General features: G+C 69.4%; 16 protein-coding genes. 7 read left to right on the forward strand and 9 right to left on the reverse strand.

Annotated features, from left to right (window positions below):
* Positions 1 to 4: 4 nt before the first annotated feature.
* The gene (locus F4553_RS23265) at positions 5 to 1,831 is read right to left on the reverse strand and encodes a type VII secretion EccE family protein (protein WP_221469985.1); all 1,827 of its coding nucleotides are present in this window, start codon (positions 1,829 to 1,831) and stop codon (positions 5 to 7) included.
* 50 nt (positions 1,832 to 1,881) lie between these two features.
* Between F4553_RS23265 and eccB the strand changes: the two genes are divergently transcribed.
* From eccB to F4553_RS23280, 3 genes are all read left to right on the forward strand, one after another.
* Positions 1,882 to 3,270: a type VII secretion protein EccB gene (gene eccB, locus F4553_RS23270; protein ID WP_184839259.1), complete on the forward strand. Its 1,389-nt coding sequence runs from the start codon at positions 1,882 to 1,884 to the stop codon at positions 3,268 to 3,270.
* A 150-nt stretch (positions 3,271 to 3,420) separates the two neighbouring features.
* Complete coding sequence (locus F4553_RS23275; RefSeq protein ID WP_184839261.1) at positions 3,421 to 3,744, forward strand: WXG100 family type VII secretion target; 324 nt, start codon at positions 3,421 to 3,423, stop codon at positions 3,742 to 3,744.
* 22 nt (positions 3,745 to 3,766) lie between these two features.
* The gene (locus F4553_RS23280) at positions 3,767 to 4,066 is read left to right on the forward strand and encodes a WXG100 family type VII secretion target (RefSeq protein ID WP_184839263.1); all 300 of its coding nucleotides are present in this window, start codon (positions 3,767 to 3,769) and stop codon (positions 4,064 to 4,066) included.
* Positions 4,067 to 4,296: 230 nt separating this feature from the next.
* Here F4553_RS23280 and F4553_RS23285 read toward each other — a convergent pair whose 3' ends face one another.
* Positions 4,297 to 5,511: a S8 family serine peptidase gene (locus tag F4553_RS23285; protein WP_184839265.1), complete on the reverse strand. Its 1,215-nt coding sequence runs from the start codon at positions 5,509 to 5,511 to the stop codon at positions 4,297 to 4,299.
* Between the two features lie 139 nt (positions 5,512 to 5,650).
* On the opposite strand from F4553_RS23285, the gene F4553_RS23290 reads away from it, so the two are divergent.
* Entirely contained in the window at positions 5,651 to 7,150 is a 1,500-nt protein-coding gene (locus F4553_RS23290) for an SseB family protein (protein ID WP_184839267.1), read from the forward strand.
* Complete coding sequence (locus F4553_RS23295; protein ID WP_184841108.1) at positions 7,147 to 7,512, forward strand: UCP033725 family protein; 366 nt, start codon at positions 7,147 to 7,149, stop codon at positions 7,510 to 7,512. The genes F4553_RS23290 and F4553_RS23295 overlap by 4 nt, the downstream gene beginning before the upstream one ends.
* A 213-nt stretch (positions 7,513 to 7,725) precedes the next feature.
* Here F4553_RS23295 and F4553_RS23300 read toward each other — a convergent pair whose 3' ends face one another.
* A complete protein-coding gene (locus F4553_RS23300; RefSeq protein WP_312875318.1) occupies positions 7,726 to 8,649 on the reverse strand; it encodes an alpha/beta fold hydrolase in 924 nt (307 codons plus the stop codon).
* A 25-nt stretch (positions 8,650 to 8,674) separates the two neighbouring features.
* The gene (gene nhaA / locus F4553_RS23305) at positions 8,675 to 9,901 is read right to left on the reverse strand and encodes a Na+/H+ antiporter NhaA (protein WP_184839269.1); all 1,227 of its coding nucleotides are present in this window, start codon (positions 9,899 to 9,901) and stop codon (positions 8,675 to 8,677) included.
* A 156-nt stretch (positions 9,902 to 10,057) separates the two neighbouring features.
* Between nhaA and F4553_RS23310 the strand changes: the two genes are divergently transcribed.
* Positions 10,058 to 11,191: a C45 family autoproteolytic acyltransferase/hydrolase gene (locus F4553_RS23310; RefSeq protein WP_281395044.1), complete on the forward strand. Its 1,134-nt coding sequence runs from the start codon at positions 10,058 to 10,060 to the stop codon at positions 11,189 to 11,191.
* Here the strand turns inward: F4553_RS23310 and F4553_RS23315 are convergent.
* The 3 genes from F4553_RS23315 to acs form a co-directional block, all read right to left on the reverse strand.
* Positions 11,184 to 11,579, reverse strand: a complete 396-nt coding sequence (locus F4553_RS23315; protein ID WP_184839273.1) for a hypothetical protein — start codon at positions 11,577 to 11,579, stop codon at positions 11,184 to 11,186. The two genes, F4553_RS23310 and F4553_RS23315, sit on opposite strands and share 8 nt — an antisense overlap.
* A gap of 144 nt (positions 11,580 to 11,723) precedes the next feature.
* Complete coding sequence (locus F4553_RS23320) at positions 11,724 to 14,099, reverse strand: immune inhibitor A domain-containing protein (protein WP_184841112.1); 2,376 nt, start codon at positions 14,097 to 14,099, stop codon at positions 11,724 to 11,726.
* Positions 14,100 to 14,413: 314 nt separating this feature from the next.
* Positions 14,414 to 16,366 carry an acetate--CoA ligase gene (gene acs, locus F4553_RS23325; RefSeq protein ID WP_184839275.1) on the reverse strand — a complete coding sequence of 651 codons (1,953 nt, stop codon included), beginning with the start codon at positions 16,364 to 16,366 and terminating at the stop codon, positions 14,414 to 14,416.
* A gap of 160 nt (positions 16,367 to 16,526) precedes the next feature.
* Between acs and F4553_RS23330 the strand changes: the two genes are divergently transcribed.
* Positions 16,527 to 17,312, forward strand: a complete 786-nt coding sequence (locus tag F4553_RS23330; RefSeq protein WP_184839277.1) for a Fic family protein — start codon at positions 16,527 to 16,529, stop codon at positions 17,310 to 17,312.
* A 6-nt stretch (positions 17,313 to 17,318) separates the two neighbouring features.
* Here F4553_RS23330 and F4553_RS23335 read toward each other — a convergent pair whose 3' ends face one another.
* Both F4553_RS23335 and F4553_RS23340 read right to left on the reverse strand, forming a co-directional pair.
* Complete coding sequence (locus F4553_RS23335) at positions 17,319 to 17,810, reverse strand: hypothetical protein (protein WP_184839279.1); 492 nt, start codon at positions 17,808 to 17,810, stop codon at positions 17,319 to 17,321.
* Positions 17,811 to 18,198: 388 nt separating this feature from the next.
* A complete protein-coding gene (locus tag F4553_RS23340; protein WP_184839281.1) occupies positions 18,199 to 19,011 on the reverse strand; it encodes an HAD family hydrolase in 813 nt (270 codons plus the stop codon).
* Between the last annotated feature and the right edge of the window lie 252 nt (positions 19,012 to 19,263).

The following is a 19,263-nucleotide window of genomic DNA, read 5'->3' on the forward strand; positions in this document are numbered from 1 at the left end:
ATCCTTACGTGAGAAGTTGTTGTTCGAGTGGAGCGGTGCCGAGCGAGGCCCATCGGACCGATCGGCGGTGCACGACGCCGATGAGCCCGGGGACGGGCCGGGCGAAGGCGTCGCGTTGGCTCTCGGAGAGCCCGAGCACGGCGACGGCGATGCCTGCTGCCTGCGCCGACATCGGCTGGACCAGGGCGATGTCGGCATGGCCCAGCGCGTCGATGTCGACGGCGGCCAGCTCGTCGCGGAGCACCAGCGTCGTGTGCCACGGGTGCCCGGCGGACCGGTCCGCGCCGACGGCGCCCACGTCCACCACGAGGAGCAGGGGTCGGAGCCGGGTCGCGGCCGGTACGGAGACCTGCTTGCCGGGGATGGCGAGCGCGATCGAGTCGTTGGGCCCGCCGAGGTTGCGGAAGAACCGCTCCCATGCCTGGGGACGGGTCGTCTGCACGATGACCCGGGCGCCGAGCGCCATTGATCGCAAGGCCAGGAGCTGCGCTGATGTGACACCGCCGATGAGCATCGCACGGGTCGGCTCCGGCCGGAAGAACCGCACGGTGACGGGCTCCCGGCGGCGGTTGGGTCCGACCATCAGCCCGGCGGTGCCGAAGGGCAGCCGCAGACCGGAGAGCGGGGCGGCGGGCCGGATCGAGCCGTGCTCGACCTGGGTCGGCAGGACCGCCGGTGCGGTGCCGCCCAGGGGCAGGGTCGCCGCGAGCCCGTCGAGGTGCTCGCCGTCGAGTCGCCGGGCCGCTGCCTTCTCCGATGCGAGCACCCGGTGCAGGGCGGTGGTGGCGGCGGCGAGCGACGGTGCGTCGGCGGCGGTCAGGCGTACCACCAGATCGGCTCTGAGGGTGGTGGCGGCCGTGACCCACGGGCCGACCGTGAGCGAGACGGTGACCGTGCTGCCGGGGAGCGCGAGCAGCCGGGGGATGAGGTCGCGCGCGGCCTCGCCGCGCAGGTCGGGCCAGCGCCGCAGCCGGAAGGCGGCCTGCGGCAGGCCGCCTGCGTGGAGACTGCTCCACGTCTCGCGCACCGGGTGGGCGCCGTCGTGGTGGGCGAGCTCGGTCAGCGCGGCGAGGACGCCGTCCGGTCCGAGCACGCGGGCGGGCGAATCGCCGAGCTTGCGGTGGACCTTGCGGACCGCGCCGCTGAGCGCTCGGCGCAGGTCGCTCTCGGACCACTCCTCGGCCGCGGGCACGTGCACCGCGAGGACGGCGCGCTCACCGGCGGCGATCCGACCCTCGGTGAGCTGCCGATAGGCCGAACCCACCGAGCCCGACCCGCTCGCGTGGACGGCGGAGAGCACGAGCTGGAACCGGTGGCGGGGCGTGTCGGGCGCGGGCGTCGGCAGCAGGTCGACCGGTGAGCGCAGCAGGACCATCGCCTGCGCGGGCAGGAGGGCCGGGTCGCCGAGGTCGACGAGCGCGGTCAGCCCGCCGCCGTCGGCGATGATCGCGCCGGGAACGCCGTCGAGCTCGGCCTCCTCGATCCGCGCGCCGGGTCGCAGCAGCGTGATCAGCGCGGTCGCGTCGGAGGCGGGCGCCAGAGTGCGGCACCGGGTGCGGTAGCTGAGCCAGACCCGCGTCCACTGGAAGAGCCATCGACCGCGAAGCCGGCTCCACGCGAGCACGAGCAGCGCGGCGGCGATCGGGGCGAGCGCGAGCGTGGCGACGACTCCCGCGGCGACGCCCACGATCATCGCGACGACGGCGATCTGGGTGGCGACGATCTGACCACTGTGGACGCCCGTGGTACGCGAACCCCGTCGCGGCACCGCTGCCGGAGTGGCCCTGCTTCGCTCCGCCACCACCGTCATCCGCCGCGCCCCCTTCCGCATGCCTCAGCGCCGCTATCCTAGGCCCCACGTGCGTCACATGGGGAGGATCGATGCCTTCGAGGCAGGATCAGCTGCACTCATACCAATTCATGGTGCAGCGTGTGGTCTCGGCATTGGTCGTCCGGGAGACCGATCCGGCGCAGTCGCCGTTCCGCCGGGTCGCCGTCGCCGCACTCGCGAGCCTGATGATCGCGATGGTGGGGGTGGCCGGATTCGCCGTCTACGGCGTCTTCGCGGGCGGCTCCAACGCCGACTGGAAGGCGACGCCCAACTCGGTGATCGTCGAGAAGGAGTCCGGCGCGAGCTTCGTCTACCGCGACGGCGTGCTCCATCCCGTACGCAATCTGGCATCCGCGCTGCTCATCGCCGGTGGCGGCGCGCCCGCCGTCCTCCAGGTCGGACGGTCCTCGCTCGCGGACACGCCGCGCGGTTCGCTGCTCGGCATCACCGACGCACCCGATGCGGTGCCCGCGCCGGAGCAGCTGGTCAGCGGCGCGTGGACCGTCTGCGCTGCCACGACGCCCACGGCCGAGGCGGTCTCGCTGCTCGCGATCGGCGACCGGTCCGTCGGTGGCAGGCCGCTGGCCGAGGAGTCGGCCACGACCGTCGCGGCGGCGGGCGATCCGAACACCGTCTACCTGCTGTGGCGCAACCGGAAATACCTGGTCCGGGGCAGGGGCGACGGCAACTCCGTGCTCGCGGCGCTGCGGATGCACAACGCACCGGCGCGGTCGGTGGACCCGGCCTTCCTCAATGCGGTGCCCGCCGGGGATCCCATCGTCGCGCCGCCGCTCGGCCCGTCGGGTCGATCCAGCTACGGCGACGCCTCCGTCGGCGACGTCTTCCGGTTCGAGCCGCCCGACGGCGGCACGCCGCGCTACTTCGCCGCCGTGCGGGACGGCCTCGCGGAGATCACCGCACTGCAGGCCAACGTGCTGGGGCAGCGGAGTCCGACCAGGACGGTCGGTGACGCGCCGCCGTCGAACCCCCGGTCGCTCCTGCCCGCCGGCGAGCTCGCGCCGCCACCGTTCGTCCCGGCCTTCGTCAACACCGGGTCCGCGGGACTCTGTGCCACCACCACGGACGACCAGGGGGTACGCGAGATCCGCTTCAACGCCACCGTGCCGGATCTGTCGGCGCTGTCCCGGACGGCGGGGGAGCGGAAGGGCACCCGGGCAGTGATCGCCGATTACGTCCTCGTCGAGCCCGGGCGCGGCGTGCTGGTGGAGGGCTTCACCACCGCGGGCACCTCCGGCGGCGTGGTCAGTCTCGTCACCGATCTCGGACAGCAGTTCGCCCTTGAGAACGCGGCAGCCCGAGCAGCACTCGGCTTCGCCACCACCGTCCCCGTACGCATGCCGACGGCGCTCGTCGCCCTGCTCCCCGAGGGCCCCAGGCTGGGCGTGGACGACGCGATGCAGGCTGTGACTCTCAGTTGATTGAGTTATCCACATGGGGTAGCACGGTCGATGGGTCGCGACTAGCGTCTCCTCCAGCGCGCGGATCCATCGGTTCCTGACGAACTCCTCTGTGGAGGGACGGTGCCGACCGTGTCGCATGGTGAATCGACGACAGAGGACGGGGTGACGATGTCCCAGACACAGGCTCAGGCCGCGATCATGGAGAGCACGGCGGCGAAGTTCGAAGCCACCAACGACTCGCTCCAGGGCATGCTCAAGCGGCTCATGGACGAGCTGTCCGTGCTGCAGGGCGCTTGGAAGGGCCAGGGCAGCAGGTCCTTCGACCAGGTGAAGCTCGCCTGGGAGGCCGACCAGCGCAAGCTTCAGCAGGCGTTGCGGGAGACCGCGACCGCCATCCGGACGGCAGGCAAGCAGTACGACGCGACCGACACGGACGCCGCCGGCCGAATGAACTCCATCCACAGCGGCGGCGGCGTCCAGCTCGCGCTGTAAGAAGACCTTCGGGGAGGTAGTCATGAGTCACGACGGCGACACGCTGATCATCAACTTCGCTGCCCTGCAGCAGGCCGGCCTGGATATCCACAACGCGCTCAACACGCTCAACTCGCAGCTCGGCCAGCTGGAGTCCGACGCGGCACCGCTCGTCGCCAGCTGGGACGGTGACGCCAAGGTCGCCTACGAGCAGCGACAGAAGGCCTGGCGCGCGGCGGCCGGGGATCTGGAGAACATCCTGCGGGAGATCCGGCGGGCGCTCGAGGAGTCCGCGGGGCGGTATCGGGAGACCGAGGATTCCAACACCCGCTTGTTCGAGTAGGTGTAGCGCTCCGGATTTCGGGGCGGGAGTGGCATGCGACGGCCGGTGAGGCGTGATCCCGTCGCACGCCACCCCGCCCCGAACCCTTTCCCGCGTTTGTCGGCGTGTCAGCCTGCGCCAAGATCGCCGCAACTCTTCAAGAGTTGGTCCTAACGGGGCTCCCCGGGTGTGTTTGCGGCGAGATCGCGTTGCTTCCCGGAAACAGGCCCTACCGACGCGCTGCGAGGGGGCTATTTCCGGGAAACAGCACGATCTCGCGCGATCTCCTCAGCGCGGGGGCGGGCTCGGGCTCGGATGGTGGCGGCGAGGAGGGTCAGGGCTGCCAGGGCTGCACCGGCTGCGGCCAGCCACAGAGCCAGATGGCGCCGACTCGTCGCCCGGGCGGCGGCGGCCACTGCGGCAGGGTCCGCTGCGGTGGCGGCCAGGGCGGGAACGGCGAAGGGCTTGCCGACGGCAACGGTCTCGGTGAGTGCCCGGACCGGGTTGACCACGCCGGCCCCGTGAGTGGTGGAGCCGCGACCGCCCAGGGACGGATCCGCTGTTGCGGTGATCTGATCGACGACCTGACGAGCGGTCCAGTCAGGGTGGGCCTGGCGGAGCAGCGCGGCGACTCCGGCGACGATCGGCGCGGCGAAGCTGGTGCCGGTCTGCACGTTGCGGGTGCCGTGGGGCCAGGCGACCGCGATGTTCTCGCCGGGTGCGGTGACCTTGACGAAGGAGCCGATCATCGACGCCTGCTGCCGGGTGCCGTCCCCGGTGATGGCACCCACCCCCAGCACGCCGTCATATCCGGCCGGAAAGCTGACATTCTTGGGATGATCGTTGCCGACGGCAGCCACGATGACGATGTCTGCCGCGACCGCTCGGGCGATGGCGGAGCGCACCTCGGGGGCGTCGGCCTCGGACTGCTCCGCCCGGTCGGCGGTGATCGCGAACGACATGTTGATGACATCGACGTGCCGGTTGATCGCCAGGTCGATGGCGTCGGCGAGCTTCTGCGGCGAGGCAGTCTCGGCACGTTTGTCGTCGGCTCGGGTGCGTTCGCTCACGCGTACCGGCAGGATGGTTGTTCCGGGGGCGATGCCGCGGAAGTCGCCGACGGCCTTGCCCGCGATGAGGCTGGCGACCGCCGTGCCGTGGCCGACGCAGTCCTCGCGGCCCCTGGTCGCCGAGGAGTGCAGCATGTCCGCGCCGTCGATGACCCGGCCGGTGAGCAGGGGATGGTCGGCCTCCACGCCGGAGTCGAGGACGGCGACGACGGTGCCCCGGCCGTCGATGCCGGACGGGAGCCGATCGAGTCCGAAGCGCTGGAGCGCCCAGTAGCTCTCCTTGGTCGGTTTCGCGGTCGGCGGTGGCGGATCGCACGCGGCGCGGGCGACGCCCGGAGCGAAAATTATTGCGATCGAGGCGATGAATGTTCCGGCCATCAGGGCACGAATCGTCATCAATCGCCTCCCCAGCGCGCGATTGTCGGCGAGTGGACCGCGCCGATGCTATCCGCTAAGGCGCGCCGCGTGTTGCCTTGCTTGTAAGTTGTACGCGACGGACCACACAGTGTGTCCCCGATGCGTGGCGGAGGTGACCGTGACCGAGTGGCAGCCGAGCACCGAGGCCGAGGCGGCGCTGCGTGATGCCCTGCGCAACGGTGACCAGGAGATGTATTTCCGCATTCTCTCCCGGATCGAGCTGCTCCTGCCGGTCTCGGCGGAGGCGCTCGCCGGTCGGGCGCCGATGGGCTGGGCGACGTGGAGTGCCGACACGCGCACCCACCTGCTCGCCTTCACCTCCGAGCAGGCGATGTATGCCTGCCTCGCCGACAACGCGGGCTCCGCCCGGCGCGTCCCCTATGCCCAGCTCGCCGAGGAGTGGCCCAACCACGACTGGTGGCTGGCGATCAACCCCGGCCTGCCGATCGAGGGGTACCTGCCGTCCTGGTTCGTCTCCCAGCTCGCGCGCGGCGACGTGCGGATGCCGGGGCGCTCCCGGTCCGAGGCGGAGTCGAACCCCGTGCCCGCCGCACCGCCGCTCGCGCTGGAGGCCGCCCCCGGCGTCTCGTCGTCCTCGACGGCGCGCCGCCCGGCCGGTGCCCGGCACGCCAACACCTTCGCCCCGGCCAACCAGGTCGAGCGCGACCTCTTCGACGCGGCCGAGGCCGGCGACACCGACGTCTTCCAGTCGGTGCTGCTGCTCGCCTCGGTGCTCGTGCCGATCAGCCCCGGCGCCGACCCCAACCTGCGCCCGCGCGACCCCGACTTCGACTGGCACTTCGAGGAGATCGGGGGTGAGCCGTTCATCGTCGTCTACACGTCGCCGGAGCTGGCCGCCGCAGCGCCGCCCGAGTGCGAGCTGGTCAAGTGCCGTTTCGTGCAGATCATCGCGGCGTGGCCGGACGAGCGGCTCTCCTTCGCCGTCAACCCCGGCACCCCCGTCGGCGCCACGCTCCCCGGCGAGCAGGTGCTCGCGCTCGCGAGCTGGGCGGCGCAGATGGGCCTCGGCACCGAGGACCGCAAGGAGATCGCGCCGACTCCGGCTGCGGCTTCGCGTTCGGCCGCCGACACGGTGATCGACATGCAGAAGGCGATCGCGCCGAGCCAGGTCTCCTACTACCTCGACCGGGGGTACGACCGCGTCTCGGGCTTCGTGCATCGCGCGCGCGAGGTGGGCCGCCTCAAAACCCCCGCCCAGGTACGCGCAGCGCTGGGCCTGACCTGGTCCGGCTCCCCGTTCGCGCCGGACGCCGACGAGATCTACGTCCTGCGCTGGGCGGCACACCGGCCGAGCCTCTACCGCATCCCCTACGGCGGCTCGAATGAGGCGGCGATGAAGGCGATGGAGGGCTGGGTGATCGAGCGGGCTCCCTTCCGGGGCAACGGCTTCGCACCCGGCGAGTCCCGCGAGATCATCGCCGAGTTCAAGGTGGACAGCACCCGGCTGCCGCACGGCGCGCGCCTCTTCCGGCTGCACGCCGACGGTTCCGAGGACCTGGTCGCGGTGCTCGACGCCGACGGACCTCGCTGGCTGCGCGTCGGTGGCGACTCCGCGACCGACGGCGATGCCGATTCCTACGTCGGAGGCGGTGCCTGATGCGCGACGGTTACATCGCCCGCTGGCAGGAGATGGAGTATGAAGCCAGCCCCGACGGCGACGACGTGCGGATCTACCTGCCCGATCCGGCGCCCGGCTTCGAGGAGGTCCGGCCCGGCCGCTACGTGCGGGTGCTGTCGATCGGCGAGGTCGAGGACGTCTGCTACATCCGGACCGCCTGCGTGTGGCGCGGCGAGCCGTTCATCATCCTCGGCGAGCACAACACCTGGCTGCGCGTGGAATACACGGGTGGCAAGGCGCCGGTCGCGATCGAGCTCGGCCTGGAGGAGTTCGACTTCGGCGTCTACCAGGGGTGGGCGGCGAAGGCCGAAGTGACGGACGTCCGCGAAATCCGCGTCTGACCCCCCTCACCCCCCTCACCCAGCACGCGCGCCCCAGCCCCCGCCCCCTCCCCTGAATTTTAATGCTGGACACGCCGTCAAAAGTGCAACAAAAGTCAGGATCAACTAGTACGTGGAAGTTGATCCTGACTTTGGTGACGGGTTTACCGGCGTGTCCAGCATTAAAATTCAGGGGAGGGGGCGGGGGCGAGACAGGTATGCCGAGCTGGGGTGTCAGCTCTTGGCCCAGCGGATGATCTCGCCTGCCACCAGGTCGGGCTCCTCCAGGTGCGGGAAGTGGCCGACACCGTCGAGCATGCGCCACTCGTAAGGCGCGATCACATAGCGGCCCGAGCCCTGCGCCGTGCCGGGCAGCGATGCGGCGTCGAGCTCACCGTGCAGCTGGAGCGTCGGCGTGACGATCGGCTGGCGGACCTGGCGGACGAAGCGATAACCGTGCAGCCGCAGCACCGACCGGAACGCCCAGCGGTAGGCCTCCAGCGCGCAGAACATCGCCTGCGGGATCTGCATCGCCTCGCGATAGCGGGAATCGGTCTCGGCGAACGACGGGGTGTCGAGCCACTGCGGACCGGCCCACCCTCGCAGCAGCTCACCGATGCCGGCCGCGTCGTCCTTGGTGAGCGTGTGCTCGTACCGCGGAATCTGGAACTTGAGCAACGGCGCCGAGGCCGCCATCTGGCCGCGCGGATCGGTGATGATCGCGGAGCGTAGCCGCAGCGGGTGCGCGGCGCCGAGCACGACGAGCCGCCGCACCATCCGGGGGTGGAACGCGGCGGTGGTCCACGCGACCAGGCCGCCGGCACCGGCGCCGACCAGGACCGCGTCGCGCTCGCCGAGCGCGCGGATCAGGCCGACCACGTCGGCGGCGAGCGTGAAGCCGTCATAGCCGCGCGGAGGTTTGTCGGTGGCGCCGTAGCCGCGCAGGTCGATGGCGACCGCCCGGAACCCGGCGTCGGCGAGCATCGTGAGCTGGTCGTGCCAGGCCCACCAGAACTCGGGGAAGCCGTGCAGCAGCAGCACCAGCGGTCCGGTGCCGGCTTCGACGACGTGGAAACGGGAGCCGTTGGCATGCACGAAGCGGTGCGTCCAGTCGCCTTCGACCAGGACGCAGGCCTCATCAACCACCGGGCTACCCACGGCCACAGGCTACCTTGCCGCCAGGTTAACGGCGGGCTTTGACCCGTCGCCGCAGCAGCGCCGCGGAGAGCAGCGCGGCGACGAGTGAGCCGAGCAGCACCGCCATCTTGATCCGGTCCCGCTGCGGTCCGGCGTCGAAGGCGAGTTCGGCGATGAGCAGGCTCACCGTGAAGCCGCAGCCGGTGAGCACGCTGACGGCGAAGAGGTCGCGCCAGTCCAGGTCCCCGGGCAGGCTCGCGAGGCGCAGCCTGGTCGCGACGAGCGCTCCGCCGAAGACGCCGATCGTCTTGCCCACGACCAAGCCGATGAGTACGCCGAGCGCTGCCCGGTCGGTGAACAGCCGCGACATCGCGTCGGCGCTGACGGGGATCCCGGCCGCGACGAAGGCGAACAGCGGCACGCAGATGCCCGCGGAGACGGGTTGGAGCTTGTGTTCCAGCAGCTCGGCGGGGGATTCGTGCTCGCCGGGATCGTGCTTGACCCGGGTGACGAGTCCGATCGCGACGCCCGCGAGGGTGGCGTGGATGCCGGAGGTGTGCAGCAGCGCCCAGGCGGCGACACCGAGCGGGAGGTAGATCCACCAGCCGGTGACCCGCATCTGCTGGAAGACGGCGTAGACGGCGATCGCGGCGACCGCACCGATCAGCGCGAGCAGGTTGAGGTGCGCGGTGAAGAGGGCGGCGATGAGCAGGATCGCGCCGAGGTCGTCGACGATCGCCAGGGAGAGCAGGAAGACCCGCAGGCTGGGCGGGAGCTGCCGGGCGCAGATCGCGAGCACGGCGAGCGCGAAGGCGATGTCGGTGGCGACCGGGACGGCCCACGCCTCGCCCCCGCCGGGCGCCCCGATGGCGACGAAGTAGCAGACGGCGGCCGGGACGATCATGCCGCCGAGAGCGCCGATGATCGGCAGCATCGCCTGGCGGGGCTCGCGCAGCTCGCCGATGACGAGTTCCCGCTTGAGTTCGAGCCCGGCGACGACGAAGAAGATGGTGAGGAGCCCGTCGGTGGCCCACTGCTGCACGCTGAGGTGCAGGTGCAGGCTCTCGGGGCCGAAGGAGGCGCTGACGAGCCGGTGATAGGCGGAGGCGAGCCCCGAGTTGGCGACGATCAGCGCCAACGCGGTCGCGGCGAGCAGGATCATCCCGCCGACCTGCTCGGTCCGCAGGAACCGCACGACACCCGAAGCGGCCCCGACCACCCGCCGCCGCTTCAGCATCCGGACTCGCCGCCGCCGCTCCCGCTCCCCAGTCACGCCCCGAGCCTATGCGCATTTCGCGTTGATCAAGGGAAGACTCCAGGCATATCGGACACCCCGGATGGTGAGTCTTCCCTTGATCAACGCGAAATATGGGGCTTACCGCGCGGAATTGGCGTCGCGGTGGAGGGGCTGGCGCGGTTAGGGTGCGCCATGAGCTCTTCTCAGCTTCTCGTCGTTGATGTCAGTGGGACGCCTGCCGAGTTGGGGGCCGCCTACGGGGCTCAGGCTGCGGAGATGATTCGGGCCAACGTCGAGGCCTATCTGGAGCGGTTCTCGGCCGGGGTGGGGCTCGATCGGGCCGCCGTCACCGTGCAGGGTGCGGTATATCGGGCCACCACGCTGGCGCACTTTCCCCGGCTCGCCGCGACGCTGGACGCTGTGGCGGAGGCTGCGGGCGTGGAGGTGGAGCTGATCTACGCGATCAACGCGCGGTCGGAGCTGCTCTACGGGACCGTCGCCTGCGGGGCGCCCGGCGACCCGCCGGCGGGTGAGGGGGAGTGCACCTCGCTCGGGGTCCTCGGCAGCCACACCGTCAACGGGCACACGATCATCGGGCAGAACTGGGACTGGCACCCGGAGCAGCGGCCGTACACGCTGCTGCTGATCACCCGTGACGAGCGCGGGCACGAGATCGCCGCGCTCACCGAGGCGGGCATGCTCGCCAAGGCCGGGCTCAACTCCCGGGGCGTCGGCGTCTGCGTCAACCTGCTCGGCAGCGATCGGGACGGCCGTCCCGGCGGCGTGCCTTACCACGTCCTGCTGCGCTCGGTGCTGGAGGCGGACTCGCTCTCCTGGTCACTGCGCAACGCCATCCGGTCGCCCCGGTCGGCCTCGATCAACCTGATGATCGGTGCCGCCGCCCAGGACGGGCCCGGCGAGGTGATCGACCTGGAGCTCGTGCCCGGCGACAGTGCCTGGCTGCACCCGCAGGACGGCCTGCTGGTGCATGCGAACCACTTCGAGGCGCCACTGCCGATCTACGACACGATCAAGGACTGGGGCGGCTCGTCGCTCTTCCGGTCGGCCCGGATGCGGCGGCTGCTCGCCGACCGGATCGCCGAAGGAAAGGGTCGCATCGATGGGCCGGGCATCGTTGAAGCCCTCTGTGACCATCAGAGCGCCCCGATCTCGATCTGTCGGCACGTCGATGAGCGGGATGCCGTTCTCGACCGCTCAGAAACGATCTGGACCGTCGTGATGGATCTGGAGGACCGCAGCATCCAGCTGATCGCGGGACCGCCCTGCACCGGCGGCGAGGGGCAGACCTTCCGGCCCTTCAGCTGACGGGCTCGACCTTGACGATGCTGCGGTGCTCGCCGGGTCCACAGTAGATCTTGATGAGCAGGGGTGCCGTCTGCACCCGGACGACCTGGCCCTCGGTCAGTGTGGTCCCGGCGGTGCTGTAGAGCGCGTACTGCTTGTCGTCGTCGGTGATGAGGCCGTAGCAGGGGCCGGTGCCGCCCTTGGTGATCCGACCCACGACCACATCGGTCGGCAGTGCGTCGGTCGGGCTCTTCGGTGGTGCCGTCGGCGGCGTCATCGTGGGGAGCCCGCTGCCGGCGGGGCTCGTGACCGGTGCGGTCGGTGATGCGGACGGATCCGGCTGGTCGGCGCACCCGGCCACGGTGCTGAGCCCGACCACCAGCATGAAACCGGCAACTGTTCTGTTCATCGAGCATCTCCTCCAGATGGCTGTGCTCTAGATCGACGCAGCCGGACCAGGTTTCGTTCCCAGAAAGCGGGAAATGCAGCGGCGCCCGGGGAGTGATTCCCCGGGCGCCGCCGTTGTCTAACTCAGATCAGCAAACCCTTTGGATCAGAACACCGCGACCCAGGTCGAGGTGCCGCTGGTCCACAGAACGGCGATCTGAACACCCGCGTTGGCAACCTTGACGCCGTGGTTCGGCAGCTCGGGGTACCAGTAGGTCTTCGTGTCGTCGAACAGCGGGTTGCCGGCCTGGCTCTTGATGGTCTCAAGAACGCCAGCCTGGTGGATCTGGACCTTGCCCGTCTTGTTCAGGCCGAACGGAGCGTCGTAGACCTGGACACGAGCGCGCCAGATGACGCCGTCCGAACGGACGAGCGGCTTCGGGTGCGAGTCGATGATCAGGTTACGACCGTTGCCCGGGTGGACGAACGTGTCGTTGTCCGCGTACGAGGTGTCCCAGTACGAGATCAGCAGACCCTCGTCGTACGAGTAGTGGTCGACCTTGTCCGGGAACGTCGGGTTGTACCCGAAGTAGTACGGACCGGTCTTGAGGTACTTGTCGTACGACGTGTAGGTGCGACCACCCGCGATGTAGAAGTGGTCGAACTCCTGCGTCGACGTGGAGCCGACGACGGAGAACCCGTCGAGCGCCCAGGTCGTCGCGGTCTCGGCGCCGTCGGCGAAGATCTCGGCACCGTTGGCGGTGACGGAGATGTTGTCGCCGAAGAAGCCACCCTCGAAGACGCCACCGTCGGTGACGTAGTGCAGGCGGACCTGCACCGGAGCACCGGCGTAGGCGGTCAGAGGGACGTTGATGTCCACCCACGCGCCACCGGTGTTGCCCTCGATGGCCGGACGGCCGCCGCCATCGGCACTGAACGGCGCTCCGCCGACGGTGCCGTTGAGAGCGGTCCAGTTGGTGCCGTCGGTCGAGGCCTCGAAGTAGAGGTAGTCGAACCCTTCCTCGATGCCGTACCGACCCTTGAGCGACAGAGCCGCGGACGACTTGCCGGTCAGGTCGAACGACCGCGTCTGCGTGGTGTTGAGGTCGTCGGCGTTGCCGGAGAAGTACTGCTTGGAGCCCGCGAACGGAGCACCCAGGTCAGAGGTGACCTGCTTCTTCGGCAGTGTGACGACGAGAGCCTGCGGCTTCGCGGTGTTGTACTCCTGCGGGCCGAGCTCCAGCAGCTTGACGTCGCCGGCCTTGACGTTCTTGTAGTTCAGCCAGCCGAGCTGCAGCTTGTTCCAAGCACCGAGGTCACCGGCACGGTCGCCGATCCACTGCTCGCCAGCCGCGCCGAGGCGGGACTGGGCCATCAGGGTCCAGTGCTCGTTGTTGTTGTCGCCACCGCTGCTGACGTTGTAGTCGTCCGGGAGACCGAGGTCGTGACCGTACTCGTGGAAGAAGACCGACCGTCCGCCGTTCTCAGGCTGGATGGTGTAGTCGCCGATCCACAGGCCGGTCGTGCCAACCTGGGTGCCGCCGAGCGGGTTGTACGCCGGTCCGTCCAGGCCAGCGTTGCTGACGTAGGCGTACCAACGGTGGCTCCAGATCGCGTCCTCACCCTGCTGCGGGTCGCCGTCGGCCTGGTCGCCGCCGGAGTGGACGATCTGGAAGTGGTCGAGGTAACCGTCCGGCTCGTTGAAGTTGCCGTCGCCATCGAAGTCGTAACGGTCCCACTTGTCGAAGGTGGCAAGCTCCGCCGCGATCTGCGCGTCGGTGCGTCCCATCGCCTTCTGGTCGGCGACCCACTGGTTGGCGGCGTCCTTGACCAACACCCAGGTGTTGTTGCAGACGTTGCCACCGCACGGGAAGCCGTTGGACCGGCCGTACCGGGCCTCGTTGTACTTGACCTTCACCCAGTCGGTGACGGTGCCGGAGACGCTGTAGCGACCCGAAGACTGGGTCTCGTAGTAGGTCTTCAGCGACTCGGTGTTGGTGCCAGCGCCGAAGTACACGTTCCGGAAGTAATCCGGGGTGAAGTCGGACTGCCACTTCGTCGAGTTGTCGACCGTACGGTCGGGTGCCGGGATCGCGTTGTGCAGCGGTCCCTGGAAGGTCGCCGGTCCCTGCGTCGTCGGGTCAGTGTCCTGATCCGGGTAGCTGGGGTGCCGGTCGTTGCCGAACTCCGCGAGGATGACGAACACGCGGTCCGTCGTCTCGCGCGCGAGCTCGACATACTGGTTGCGCTTGCCACCGAACAGCCCGCCGATACCCCTGCCGCCTGAAACGCTGGCACCGTTGGTTTGGCCGACCTTGGCGACGGTGCTGGCACCGCGCTTCTCGGTGGAGATCTGACCCGTGAGCACCTCGCTGAGCGCCTGCTCGCGAAGCTCACGCCGCTTAGCCTCAAGCGGGTTGGGCAGATCGTCGTCTGCGGGGGCGGGGGAACTGGGATCGGCCTGCACCGATGGTGCCGCGAACGCAACCGGGCTGAGCGTGAGGCCCATCCCTGTCGCGAGCGACACGGTGAGCAGGCCCACCATGAGTTTACGCACCTACGAACCTCCGGGTTGGGGGATGCCGAATGCCCTCCTGAGGATGGGGAGGGCCTACGCAGATGACAATGTCGTCATGCGCAAGGGCTAACTGTGAAGATAGACACTGCGAGGGTTTCTGGGAACCCACCGACGACTAAATCATTTTCACAGTAGTCGTTAACTCGACATGAATGGATTCGTGCGCAGGTCGCATGGCTCGTGTGTCCACTGTAGAGATAACGTCGGTGCCCAAGACAAAACGGCGGGTAACAGCCCTCCAGGCCGTTACCCGCCGCTTATTCGGTTGGTCTGAGTGGTTAGTCCTCGTCCGATTTGCCAGCCTGAACTCCGGCGGAGATCAGGTCCATAACGGACGAATCCTGCAATGTAGTGACATCGCCCATTGTTCGCTTCTCGGCGATGTCGCGGAGCAGGCGACGCATGATCTTGCCGGACCGCGTCTTCGGCAGCTCGGCGACGACCTGGATCGAACGCGGCTTGCAGATCGGGCCGAGCGTCTTGGCCACGTGCTCGCGCAGCGTCGCCTCGTCGACCTCGGCGCCGCCGCGCAGGATGACGAACGCGACGATCGCCTGGCCGGTGGTGGGGTCGGTCGCGCCGACCACCGCCGCCTCGGCGACCGCGGCATGGGCGACCAGCGCCGACTCGACCTCGGTGGTGGAGATGTTGTGCCCGCTGACGAGCATCACGTCGTCGACCCGGCCGAGCAGCCAGAGCGCGCCGTCGTCGTCCTTCTTGGCACCGTCGCCGGCGAAGTAGTAGCCCTGCGCGGCGAAGCGCGACCAGTAGGTCTCGATGAACCGGTCGTCGTCGCCCCAGATCGTGCGCAGCATCGACGGCCACGGCTCGTTGAGCACCAGGTAACCGCCGCCGCCGTTGCCGACCGGGTTGCCCGCGTCGTCGACGACCTCCGCACTGATGCCGGGCAGCGGGCCCATCGCCGAGCCCGGCTTCGTCACGGTCACGCCCGGCAGCGGGGAGACCATGATGGCGCCGGTCTCGGTCTGCCACCAGGTGTCGACGATCGGACAGCGGTCGCCGCCGATGTGCTCGCGGTACCACATCCAGGCCTCGGGGTTGATCGGCTCGCCGACCGAGCCCAGCAGCCGCAGGCTCGACAGGTCGAACTGCGCCGGGATGTCGTCACCCCACTTGGCGAAGGTGCGGATCGCCGTCGGCGCCGTGTAGAGGATCGTCACCTTGTACTTCTCGACGATCTCCCAGAACCTGCCCCGGTGCGGGGTGTCGGGCGTGCCCTCGTACATTACCTGGGTGGCGCCGTTGGAGAGCGGGCCGTAGACGATGTAGCTGTGGCCGGTGACCCAGCCGATGTCGGCCGTGCACCAGTAGACGTCGTTCTCGGGCTTGAGGTCGAAGACCGCGTGGTGGGTGTAGCTCGCCTGGGTGAGGTATCCGCCGGTGGTGTGCAGGATGCCCTTGGGCTTCGCCGTCGTGCCGGAGGTGTAGAGGATGAAGAGCGGGTGCTCCGCGTCGAACGCCTGTGCCTCGTGCTCGGAGGACGCGTTGTCGACCACGTCGTGCCACCACACGTCGCGGCCGTCCTGCCAGTCGACATCCTGGCCGGTACGCCGGACGACGAGGACCTTCTCGATCGTCGGGCACTCGGCGACGGACTCGTCGACCGTGGGCTTGAGCGCGCTCGGCGCACCGCGGCGGTAGCCGCCGTCGGCGGTGATGACGACCTTGGCGCTCGCGTCGCGGATGCGTCCGGCGAGGGCGTCCTTGCTGAAGCCGCCGAAGACGACGGAGTGCGTGGCGCCGATGCGGGCACAGGCGAGCATCGCCACCGCCGCCTCGGGGATCATCGGCATGTAGATCGCGACCCGGTCACCGGCCGTGACACCCAGGTCGGTCAGCGCGTTGGCGGCGCGACACACCTCGGTGTGCAGGTCGGCGTAGGTGATGGTGCGGGTGTCGCCGGGCTCGCCCTCCCAGTGGATCGCGACGCGGTCGCCGATCCCGTTGAGAACATGCCGGTCGAGGCAGTTGTAGGCGATGTTGAGCCGGCCGCCGACGAACCACTTCGCAAACGGCGGGTTGGACCAGTCGAGCACCTGGTCCCACTCCTTGGACCAGTCCAGCCGGTGGGCCTTGTCGGCCCAGAAGGCGAGCCGGTCGGCGGCGGCGTCGTCGAATGCCGAGGCGGTGACGTTCGCGTTCGCGGCGAGTTCTGCGGGCGGCGGGAAGAGCCGATCCTCCTGCAGCAGGTTCTCCAAGGTCTCGCTCATCGATGAGACTCCTCAGTGTGCGCGGTGTGTGCCTAGGTTAGTGCTGGTCGTGCTCCGGGTCGAGGGGTCGGCAACCCGTCGAGCCAGGCCCGCGCCGAACGGTCCCAGCGTTGCGCTCACTGGCGTTGCGTGCGCAGTTCGGCTTGATAGTGCTCACATAATGCCCTTTCCGCGCAGCTTCGAGCAACACGCCCTTCATATTAAGCTGATCAACGTGACCGACCCGCTTGCTCCACTCTTGCAGCTTCCCGACGTCGAGGCGGCGGTTGTCCGTGCGCGGGCGGCGGTCGACGGCGCGCTGAAGCACTGGTCGCTGCGGAAGAAGGGCGGTCCGGTCGCGGCCGAGGTCAGCCTGCGGGCGGCGGTGGCGAGCGCTGCGTTGAGTGATCATCGGTACGCCACCGAAGAGGTCCGCACCGGCGCCGTCCTCGACCCCGTGGTCCAGGGCTCCCTGCGCGTCGCCGAGGCGCTGCCCGGCATGGTGGAGCTCTGGCCGAAGGTCCCCCGCCAGGCGCTGGCCCGCCTGCACCTGCTCGCCGCCACCGGTGTCCTGCCCGAGTCGGAGCTGGGCCGGCCGGTGGCCGACCCCGTCGTCGCGGCCCGCCTGGAGGCGCTCTCCGAGCTTGTCATCGCAGCCGAGGGGGAGCCGATCATCCGAGCGGCCGTCGTCCACGGGGAGCTGCTCGCCCTGCGCGCCTTCGAGGGGGCCAACGGGGTGGTCGCGCGGGCGGCGGCGAGGCTCACGCTGGTGAGCAGCGGGTTCGATGCGCGGGGCGTCATCGCGGTCGAGGAGGGCCACATGCGCCGCGAGCCCGAGTACGTCGGAGCCGCCAACGCCTTCGCCACCGGTACGCCGGACGGCCTGCGCTCCTGGCTGCGCCACTACACGACGGCGATAGAGGAAGGCGTCGGCGTCTTCACGGAGATCGCCGACGCCTTCAACTGATGCGTCCTACTGCTCCTGGACCGGGCTGACCGGCGCCGGCTGCGCGGCCTGCGGTGCTGCAGGCTGGGGTGCGTAGGGCTGGGGTGCTGCAGGCTGGGGTGCGTAGGCCTGCGGTGCTGCCGGCTGGGGTGCGTAGGGCTGGGCGGCGTTCGCCTGCGGCGGGTAGGCCGGGTAGGGGTTCGCCTGCGCCTCGACCGGGCCGGCCTTGCGCTCCTTGCGGCGGGTGATCGCGTTGCGGATCACGTTGAAGATCAGCACGGCGGGCACGATGAACGCCTTGAAGACGATCCAGTAGGTGCCGCCGTCGAAGAGCAGGGCCAGGTAGAAGCCGTAGCCGAAGAAGGCGAGGCCGACCACGGCGCTGACCGCCCGCTCGCCCTTCGTCTGCTCGCCGACGCCGCTGATGCCGAGGAACAGCATGATCAGGCCTGAGATGACCAGGAGGACGACGTAGGCCGAGAAGCCGGGGTCGGCGTCGAAGTCGAGATTCCAGTACATGAGGGGCTCCGCAGGTGGGGGTTGAACACAAGAACGGCGTGACTCTAGAGCAGAACGCCGAAGCTGTGTGTCCCCTGGGAACTGAGCATGACTGGCGGTAATGACGGGAAAGTAGGATGGCGCCGCTACAAGACGCGGCGCCATCGCGCACTTCCCGCCGGGTTACCAGGCGTGCACCTATGACGAACGACGCCGGTCCTTGCGGTGCCGACGCCTCGTGCCTACTCGCGGCTGATCGCGCGTGGGTGCCCGGAGGCCGTGCCCGGAATCCAAGTCACCAAGTGCGGTTATTCGGTTCCGTATCCACTTTTCTACGCTTCTACCTGCGAGTAGTGAAGCGGTCGCCGTGATCCTGTGACTGGTGGGGCAGATGAGGCTGGTGTGACGGTCAGGCGTCCAGCTTTCGGGCGGCGCGGCGCTTGTGCCCGTACCAGGCGATGCCGATGGCGAGACCGACGCCGACCGCGGCGGCTGCCGCGACCGGGACCGCCGGGCGCTCCTTGAGCTGCTTGCGGACCCGCATGCTGAGCGGCACCGGGTGGCGGAACTCCAGGATCGGCCAGTCGTGCTCGACGGCGAGCTTGCGCAGCCCGCGATCGGGGTTGACCGCCGTCGGGTGGCCGACCTCCTCCAGCAGCGGGGCATCGGAGATCGAGTCGGAGTAGGCATAGCACTCGGCGAGGTCGTAGCCGCGCTCCTTGGCGAGCTCGCGAACCCCGTCGACCTTCGCCGGACCGGCGGCATAGAAATCGATCTCGCCGGTGTAGGTGCCGTCGACGACGCGCATCCGGGTCGCGATCACGTCGCTGACCCCGAGCTGCTCGCCGATCGGGCGCACGAACTCGTCGCCCGATGCCGAGACGAGGACCACGTCCCGCCCCGCCGCCTGGTGCTCGGCGATGAGCGTCGCCGCCTCCGCGTAGACATAGGGCTTGATCAGCTCGTTGAGCGTCTCCGCGACGATCTGCTGCACCTGGTCGGCTCGCCAGCCACGGCAGAGCTCGGCCAGGTAGTCGCGAGTCTTCGCCATGCCGGCCTCATCGGCGCCGCCCAGCTTGAAGGCCAGGTGCGCGTAGGCCGCCTTGACGGCATCGCGTCGCGTGATGAGCCCATCACGATAGAAGGGACGACCGAAGGCCAACGCGCTTGATTTGGCGATGACGGTCTTGTCCAGGTCGAAGAAAGCGGCGCTACGCCCCACGGCTGGCGAGTCTACGCGGCCCCCGCGAGCGGGTGTGACCCCACGCCGGTGGCCACATCCGGCCGGTGCTTTTGTTACTGATCAGCGACTCAGTGATTGCGCAGAGTACGATCTTGAAAGCGAATCGGCGTGTCGGCGCGTTTTAGGCAAATCCCCCCTCGACGCGCACGGCTCGCTCAGGCATGCTTGACACACGCGAGCCCTCGGCGGTCGCACCCCCCCCGTGACCGCTGAGCGGGTTTCGGCTCAACC

The sequence above is a fragment of the Allocatelliglobosispora scoriae genome, assembly GCF_014204945.1.
In the GTDB taxonomy this organism is placed as follows: domain Bacteria; phylum Actinomycetota; class Actinomycetes; order Mycobacteriales; family Micromonosporaceae; genus Allocatelliglobosispora; species Allocatelliglobosispora scoriae.